Origin of the sequence: Streptomyces sp. W16, assembly GCF_033194735.1 — a bacterium.
Classification (GTDB): Bacteria; Actinomycetota; Actinomycetes; order Streptomycetales; family Streptomycetaceae; genus Streptomyces.
In genome coordinates, this window is record NZ_JAWOAI010000563.1 from 1 (window position 1) to 5945 (window position 5945).

7 protein-coding genes and 1 pseudogene are annotated in these 5945 nt (G+C 69.7%); 4 read left to right on the forward strand and 4 right to left on the reverse strand.

Annotation, left to right across the window (positions count from 1 at the left end; all coding sequences use genetic code 11):
- Positions 1–915 (forward strand): tetratricopeptide repeat protein (locus tag R6V09_RS43750; RefSeq protein WP_317887052.1); only part of this gene is annotated, 915 nt, incomplete at its 5' end.
- An 82-nt stretch (positions 916–997) separates the two neighbouring features.
- Positions 998–1849, forward strand: a complete 852-nt coding sequence (locus R6V09_RS43755) for an alpha/beta fold hydrolase (RefSeq protein WP_317887053.1) — start codon at positions 998–1000, stop codon at positions 1847–1849.
- Between the two features lie 60 nt (positions 1850–1909).
- Here the strand turns inward: R6V09_RS43755 and dacB are convergent, their stop codons facing one another.
- Both dacB and R6V09_RS43765 read right to left on the reverse strand, forming a co-directional pair.
- Positions 1910–3184 carry a D-alanyl-D-alanine carboxypeptidase/D-alanyl-D-alanine endopeptidase gene (dacB, locus tag R6V09_RS43760; RefSeq protein ID WP_317887054.1) on the reverse strand — a complete coding sequence of 425 codons (1275 nt, stop codon included), beginning with the start codon at positions 3182–3184 and terminating at the stop codon, positions 1910–1912.
- A 164-nt stretch (positions 3185–3348) separates the two neighbouring features.
- Positions 3349–3642 (reverse strand): annotated as a pseudogene (locus R6V09_RS43765) (response regulator transcription factor); the annotation flags it as partial.
- Positions 3643–3722: 80 nt separating this feature from the next.
- Between R6V09_RS43765 and R6V09_RS43770 the strand changes: the two are divergent.
- Positions 3723–4028, forward strand: coding sequence for a hypothetical protein (locus R6V09_RS43770; RefSeq protein ID WP_317887055.1), 306 nt, complete (start codon positions 3723–3725; stop codon positions 4026–4028).
- A 27-nt stretch (positions 4029–4055) separates the two neighbouring features.
- Here the strand turns inward: R6V09_RS43770 and R6V09_RS43775 are convergent, their stop codons facing one another.
- Both R6V09_RS43775 and R6V09_RS43780 read right to left on the reverse strand, forming a co-directional pair.
- Positions 4056–4793 carry a hypothetical protein gene (locus R6V09_RS43775; RefSeq protein WP_317887056.1) on the reverse strand — a complete coding sequence of 246 codons (738 nt, stop codon included), beginning with the start codon at positions 4791–4793 and terminating at the stop codon, positions 4056–4058.
- Positions 4783–5307: a SigE family RNA polymerase sigma factor gene (locus R6V09_RS43780; protein WP_317887057.1), complete on the reverse strand. Its 525-nt coding sequence runs from the start codon at positions 5305–5307 to the stop codon at positions 4783–4785. Before R6V09_RS43780 ends, R6V09_RS43775 begins: the two co-directional genes overlap by 11 nt.
- A gap of 176 nt (positions 5308–5483) precedes the next feature.
- Between R6V09_RS43780 and R6V09_RS43785 the strand changes: the two genes are divergently transcribed.
- A partial coding sequence (locus tag R6V09_RS43785) for a sigma factor-like helix-turn-helix DNA-binding protein (RefSeq protein WP_317887058.1) occupies positions 5484–5945 on the forward strand: 462 nt, incomplete at its 3' end.

A 5945-nucleotide genomic window follows, 5' to 3' on the forward strand; every position in this document is an offset into this window, starting at 1 on the left:
GGCCTGCGCATCTTCCGTGAGGTCGGGCATCGCTACTTCGAAGGATTCGGGATGGTCGGCCTCGGTCTGGCCTGCCGGGACCTGGGCCGACTGCGTGAGGCCGCCGATCACCTCGAACGTGCCGTCGGCCTTGAGGCAGAGGTCAGCTGGTGGGACGCCGGTTCGGCCCTGCAGATCCTGGGCGGGGTGTACTGGGAACTCGGCCGTCTCACCGACGGACTCGACCTCCTCGGCCCGGAAGTGGCCTCCGACAAGCGGGCCGGATACCGCGACGGCCGCGCGATGATGCTCGGCGCCATCGCGAGGATCAATGTCGAACTCGGCCGCCACGACGAAGGGCTGAAGCAGGCCGAGCAGGCCTTCGCCCTGATCGAGGAGACGAAACGGCACTGGGTTCAGTCCGGCATCCTCAACACGGTCGCAGCCGCCTGCCGACGACTGGCACAGCCGGACCGGGCTCTGCGGACAGGTGAGCAGGCTCTCGCCCTGGCTCGCGAGGCGCGATTCCGACGAGCCGAGGCGGACAGCCTCCTCTGCCTCTCCCTCACCTACCAGGAAACAGGCCGGTACGACGAAGCCCGCGCCCATGCCGAGCAGGCACTTCAGCTGGCCCGCACGCACTCCTTCCGCGTGGTGGAGGGCCAGGCCCTGACCGTCCTGTGCGAGACGACCGGGGCCGCGGAAGCGCACGGTACAGCCGTCGAGTACGGCCACGAGGCCCTCCGCGTACACCGCGAGACCGGCCACCGGCTCGGCGAGGCCCGCGCCCTCATGGCACTGGCCCGCGTCCACCGGAAGACCGGTGGTGGCGCCGCCGAACTGATGAGGCGACAGGCACGGGACATCTTCTCGGACATCGGCGTGCCCGAGACGGAGTACGAGGATCTCCGCCCGACGGCCCGCCCCGGAAACTAGGTCATTCTGCAGATGCCTCGGCCCGAGCGCCCCTCATAAGGTCCATGACATGCCACGCCGATCCAGCCGCCCGAGGAGTCCCATGAGTACCGATGTTTCCCGCCGCCAGGTGCTCGCCGCCGGAGCGGCAGTGGCCGGAGCTGCCGCGCTGGTCGGCGGTGTCGCAGGAACGGCCGACGCGGCGAGCGCCCCGGCCAGTACGAGTGAGGAGAAGTCGAAGGTGAAGCCCACGATCGTCCTGGTGCACGGCGGCTACGCCGACTCGTCCTGCTGGAACGCCACCATCAAGGAACTCCAGCACAAGGGCTACACCACCATCGCCGGCTCGAACCCACTGCGCGGCATCCCGACCGACGCCCCCTACATCGCGAGCCTGCTGGACTCCATCACCGGACCCGTCGTCCTGGTCGCGCACTCCATGGGCGGAACCGTCATCACCAACGCCGCCGCCGGCAAAAGCAACGTCAAAGCACTCGTCTACATCGCCGCCTTCGTACCCGACATCGGCGAGACACAGGGCGAACTCATCACCAAGTTCCCCGGCAGCGAGGTCGAGCCGGTCAGCGTCCCCGTGCCCTACACGAAGGCCGACGGCACCACCGGAATCGACCTCTACCTGAGCAAGGACGGCCAGGCAGCCTTCGCCGCCGACATCCCCACCACCGACTTCAAGGTCCTCCAGGCCACGCAACGCCCCTTCGACGCAGACTCCTTCACCTTCCCCACCACCACCGCCGCCTGGAAGACCATCCCGGTCTGGGGACTCGTCGCCGGCCAGGACAAGGCCATCCCGCCCGCCTGCGAACGCTGGATGTACAACCGCGCCAACGCCCGCAAAGTCGTCGAAGTACCCGGCTCCTCCCACGTCGTGATGATCAGCCACCCCAAGGCCGTCGCCGAACTCATCCTGGACGCCGCCAAGTCAGTCGCCTGACCCACACGACAAGCGCCCCGGTCCATCACCACGGACCGGGGCGTTCTGGTCGTTCTGGTGCTACCAGCAGCCCTCGACCGTCGCCGCGAGACCGTCCAGGCCCTGGGTGACAGTGGCCGTCGGTGCCGTGCCGTTCTCGACGAACGCGAAGCTCTTCCAGCGGCCGTCCGCGCCCTTGGCGACTCCGGCCAGGGCGGACACATCGCTCAGGGTGCCGGTCTTGGCGTCGACCTTTCCCACGGCGCAGTTGGCGGGGGTGGTGGTGAAACGGCCGTAGGAGGTGCTGAGGGTGCCGTCGACGCCGGCGACCGGGAGGCCCTGCAGGATGGGCCACAGTTTGGCCTGGTGGTGGGTGTCCACCGCGAGGGCTGCGATGGCGGAGAGCGCGTCGGCTGTCATCCGGTCGCTGCGGGAGAGGCCGCTGCCGTCGTACTCCTTCACGCCGGTGAGCGGGATGCCGTACTGGACGAGGACGGCGTGCACCGCGGCGGCGCCGCCCGCGAAGGTGGCGGCCCGGCCCTGGCCGAGCGCGGTGAGCCGCAGCAGGCCCTCGGCGATGTCGTTGTCGCTGTGCTTGAGCATGTACTCCACCGTCGTCGACAGCGGCTTGGACTTGTGGGTGGCTACGACCGTGGTGCCCGAGGGGGTCTTGGCGCGTGCGGGTGTGCCGACCGTGATGCCCTGGGCCTTGAGCTGCTGGGCGAAGTACTTGGTGGCGGTGAGGGCCGTGTCCGCGGTGTTGTTGCCCTCGATGCGCAGGGCCCGGACCGGGGCGACCGTGTCCGGGTAGTAGCCGCTGCTCCAGCCGGTGGCGAGGCTGGGGGCGGCGAAGAGGTGGTCGTCGAACATCAGCCGTACCGAACGGTGGCCCTTGGCCTTCAGGGCCTTGGCTGCGGCGGTGGCGAGGCTCTTCAGGTCGGCGGAGCCGAGCTGCTGGTCGCCGCCGCCGACCAGGTACACGGTGCCGGAACGGTAGACGGCCTTGGTCTGCACGGTGTGGCCGGGGCCCAGCACGGTGAGCGCGGCGACCGCGGTGGCCAGCTTGTTGGTGGAGGCGGGCATCACCCCCTTCGTGGGGTTCTGGGACCACACCTTCTGCCCGGAGGCGACGTCCCGGACCTCGCCCACCACATTGCTGCCCAACTGGGCTGTGCCCACCCGCTGGTCGAGCTTCCCGGCGATCGCCTTGTCGGCGGCCGTCAGTGCGTTCGCCGCCGACGCGGAGGTGGTGGTCATCGCCATCGCGGCCACCACCGGAACCGCGATCACGGCCACCCGCCGGCCGTTCTTGCCGGGTTTCCCGTTCCCGCCACGCGGAAGCGCATGCCTACCCACAGCGTTCTCTCCTTCGTCCTTGCCGGCCCGGGCCCCGGGTCCGTCCCGTACGGCGAACATGCGACCAGCGGCTCAAGATCGCCCCTGGTTCGTTTCGTCCTGGGTCTGTAACTGCCGTGCTCCGTCGCCGAGTTCACCTGCCGGGCTCACCGTCGGGAGCAGGTCTCGTCGGCTCCCGCTTCGAGCCCGACCACGATGTCGACGTCGTCGCCGCGGGCGGTCGCCATGATGATCGGGACCAGGTTGTCCCCGGCACTGATCAGCCGGCAGACCTCCAGTCCCGACATGCCGAGCAGCATCAGGTCGAGGACCACCACGTCCGCCCCGTGGGACCGTAACCGCCCGAGCCCGTCCTCACCGGTCGCGGCGGCGGCCACGTCATGTCCCTGGCGGCGCAGCGCGAGTTGGACACCCTCGCGTACCGCACGGTCGTCTTCGATCAGCAGGACACGTGGCATGCGCACAAGTATCCGTATGCGGACGGCAGTTGGTGGACGATCACCCGGACTTGCCGATCCGGACAGGACGTTACGGTCTCATGACCATCCGGGCCAGGCCCGATACCCGCGCCACGGCAGAAGGGGCCCGCGTCGCCGGCTGCCGTCGTGGCGGCTGCTGCGTCGCCACCGGAGCCGATGACCTGACCAAGTCGGCCTGGTTCGTGGGCTACACCCAGGACCAGTCCAGCGCGATCACCCTCTTCCGCAACAAGCCCGGCCAGGCCCCGCTGCTCCCCCTCAAGGACGTGGGCGGCACCGGCTCCCTCCACGGCAACGTCTTTCCGCCACGGATCTGGGCCCGGTTCATGGGCTACGACGGGGACTTCGCGCTGAACCGTAGGTAGCCGTGGGTTGCCGTAGGCGCCCCCTCGTCAGGACTTGCTGCCGGTGACCGAGAGGACGCTGCCGATCTTCGCGTCCTCGTAGAACCACTTGGCGTCGGCATCGTCCAGGCCGATCCAGCCGCCGCCGGAGTCGCCGGTGTCGCCGGTGCCTTGCTTGCCGAGGCTCTTCCCTTTGTAGGAGCGGGTGACGCCGACGTAGACGGGCTCGTCGTTGGCATCACGCAGTTCGACCGCGAGCGAGATCTCCGTGTAGGAGCCGACTCCGTCGGTCGAGTCGGTGACCGTCACAACCTTGGTGCCGTGCTTCCGGTACACGGTCAACGGCCCTACGAATGCTGGGCTGTTGGAGAAGTACGAGGACAGCGGCATGACCCGGTCCCCGACGAACAGGGCGCGCTTGGCGAGGTCGACCGAGCCGGTGGCCGGCAGCACGGAGACAGGGGTCGATATGTCGGCGGAGGTGGCGGGGGGCGACAAGGGCGGTGACTGCGACTGCGACGGGGCGGCGTGCGTAGTGGCACCCGGAAGCCGGCGCCCGTTCTCCTTCCCCGTGAGGTCCTGGGTCAGCGCGAAGCCCACCAGGGCGAGGGCGACCGCACCCGCGCCCAGCGTGCCGGCCATCCGGCGTCGCGCCCGGCGCCGCGCACGGCCACGGACCTGGGCGCCGGTGAGAACCGGACGGGCCTCCTGCTCCGCCTCCGCGGCGAACTCGCGCAGCACGACCGAGAGTTCATCGCTGGATCCACTGGAGAGTTCATCCGACACGGCCGCTCTCCTTCCGAACCGGCTCGTCCGCCTTGTCTGTCTCGTCCAGAGCCAGCTGCTTCGCCAGCGCCGCCCTTCCCCGGTACAGCCTGGCCTTGACCGTCCCCACGGGCGCACCCGTCTCGGAGGCTATCTGCTCGACACTCACATCACACAGATGGTGCAGGACGATCACCATCCGCTGCGCCGTGGGCAGTTGGCGCAGCGCGGCGACAAGTGCCGGGTGATCGGGGCCGGGTCCGGGGGTGGACACGGGCGGTGGCGTACGGCGCACCAACTCCAGCCAGCGCCTGGCCCGGCGCCATCGGCTGACCGCCAGCCGCATGGCGACCGTGCGTATCCACGCCTCGGGCGCCTCATCCGCGAGGAAGTCCCCACGCCGGTCCCAGGCTCGTACGAACGCCTCCTGGACCACGTCCTGCGCCTCCTCGCGATCTCCGGTGAACGCCGCGAGCTGGCCGGTCAGACGGGGAAACGCGGCGGCGTAGAAGGCGTCGAACTCGTCCTCGGTCATGACCTCACCGGAGTCTTGGAATTCCCGTGCAACCTGACCGCCGCACCGTGCGTACAGGTCCCGTAGGCCGCGTCCGTCGCGGCACAGCTCATAGGGAAGACGACGAACACGCGTCTCAGGATCCACTCCCCTCACAGATGTAACAGATGCAACAGATGTATCGGAGGCCCACCGAAGTGCCCGACCCCCACGACGACTTCGCCGCGTACACGCACGACCGTCTGCCCCGGCTGGTCACCACCGCCCACCTGCTCTCGGACGACCCCCGCGAGGCGACCGAGCTGGTGCGGAGAACGCTGGTGGGGGTGTGCGCGCGGTGGCGCCGGATACCGCGGGACGACGTGGACTTCTATGTACGGCGGTCCCTGGTCAAGGAGTTCCTGCGCCGCGCGCGCCGCCAACAGGCCCTGACGCACGGTGTGTTGAAGGACACGTCCGCACGGCAGCGGGCCGTGCTCGTGATGCTGCACTGGGAGGGTCTGCGGGAGGCGGAGATCGCCCAGCTGCTCGGCTGGTCGGCCGGTGCGGTGAGCAGCCGGGCCCGGCGGGGGCTGGCGGTGTGCGGGGGTGACGCGGAGCGGCTGCGGGGGCTCTTCGCCGAAGCGGCCGAGGCCGCCGAGATCGTCCGGGCTGCCCCG

What these genes read in the sequence shown, in the direction of transcription:
- R6V09_RS43755 (WP_317887053.1), top strand. Translation starts at nt 998, where the DNA reads ATGAGTACCGATGTTTCCCGCCGCCAGGTGCTCGCCGCCGGAGCGGCA.
- R6V09_RS43780 (WP_317887057.1), bottom strand. Translation starts at nt 5,307, where the DNA reads ATGACCGAGGACGAGTTCGACGCCTTCTACGCCGCCGCGTTTCCCCGT.
- R6V09_RS43770 (WP_317887055.1), top strand. Translation starts at nt 3,723, where the DNA reads ATGACCATCCGGGCCAGGCCCGATACCCGCGCCACGGCAGAAGGGGCC.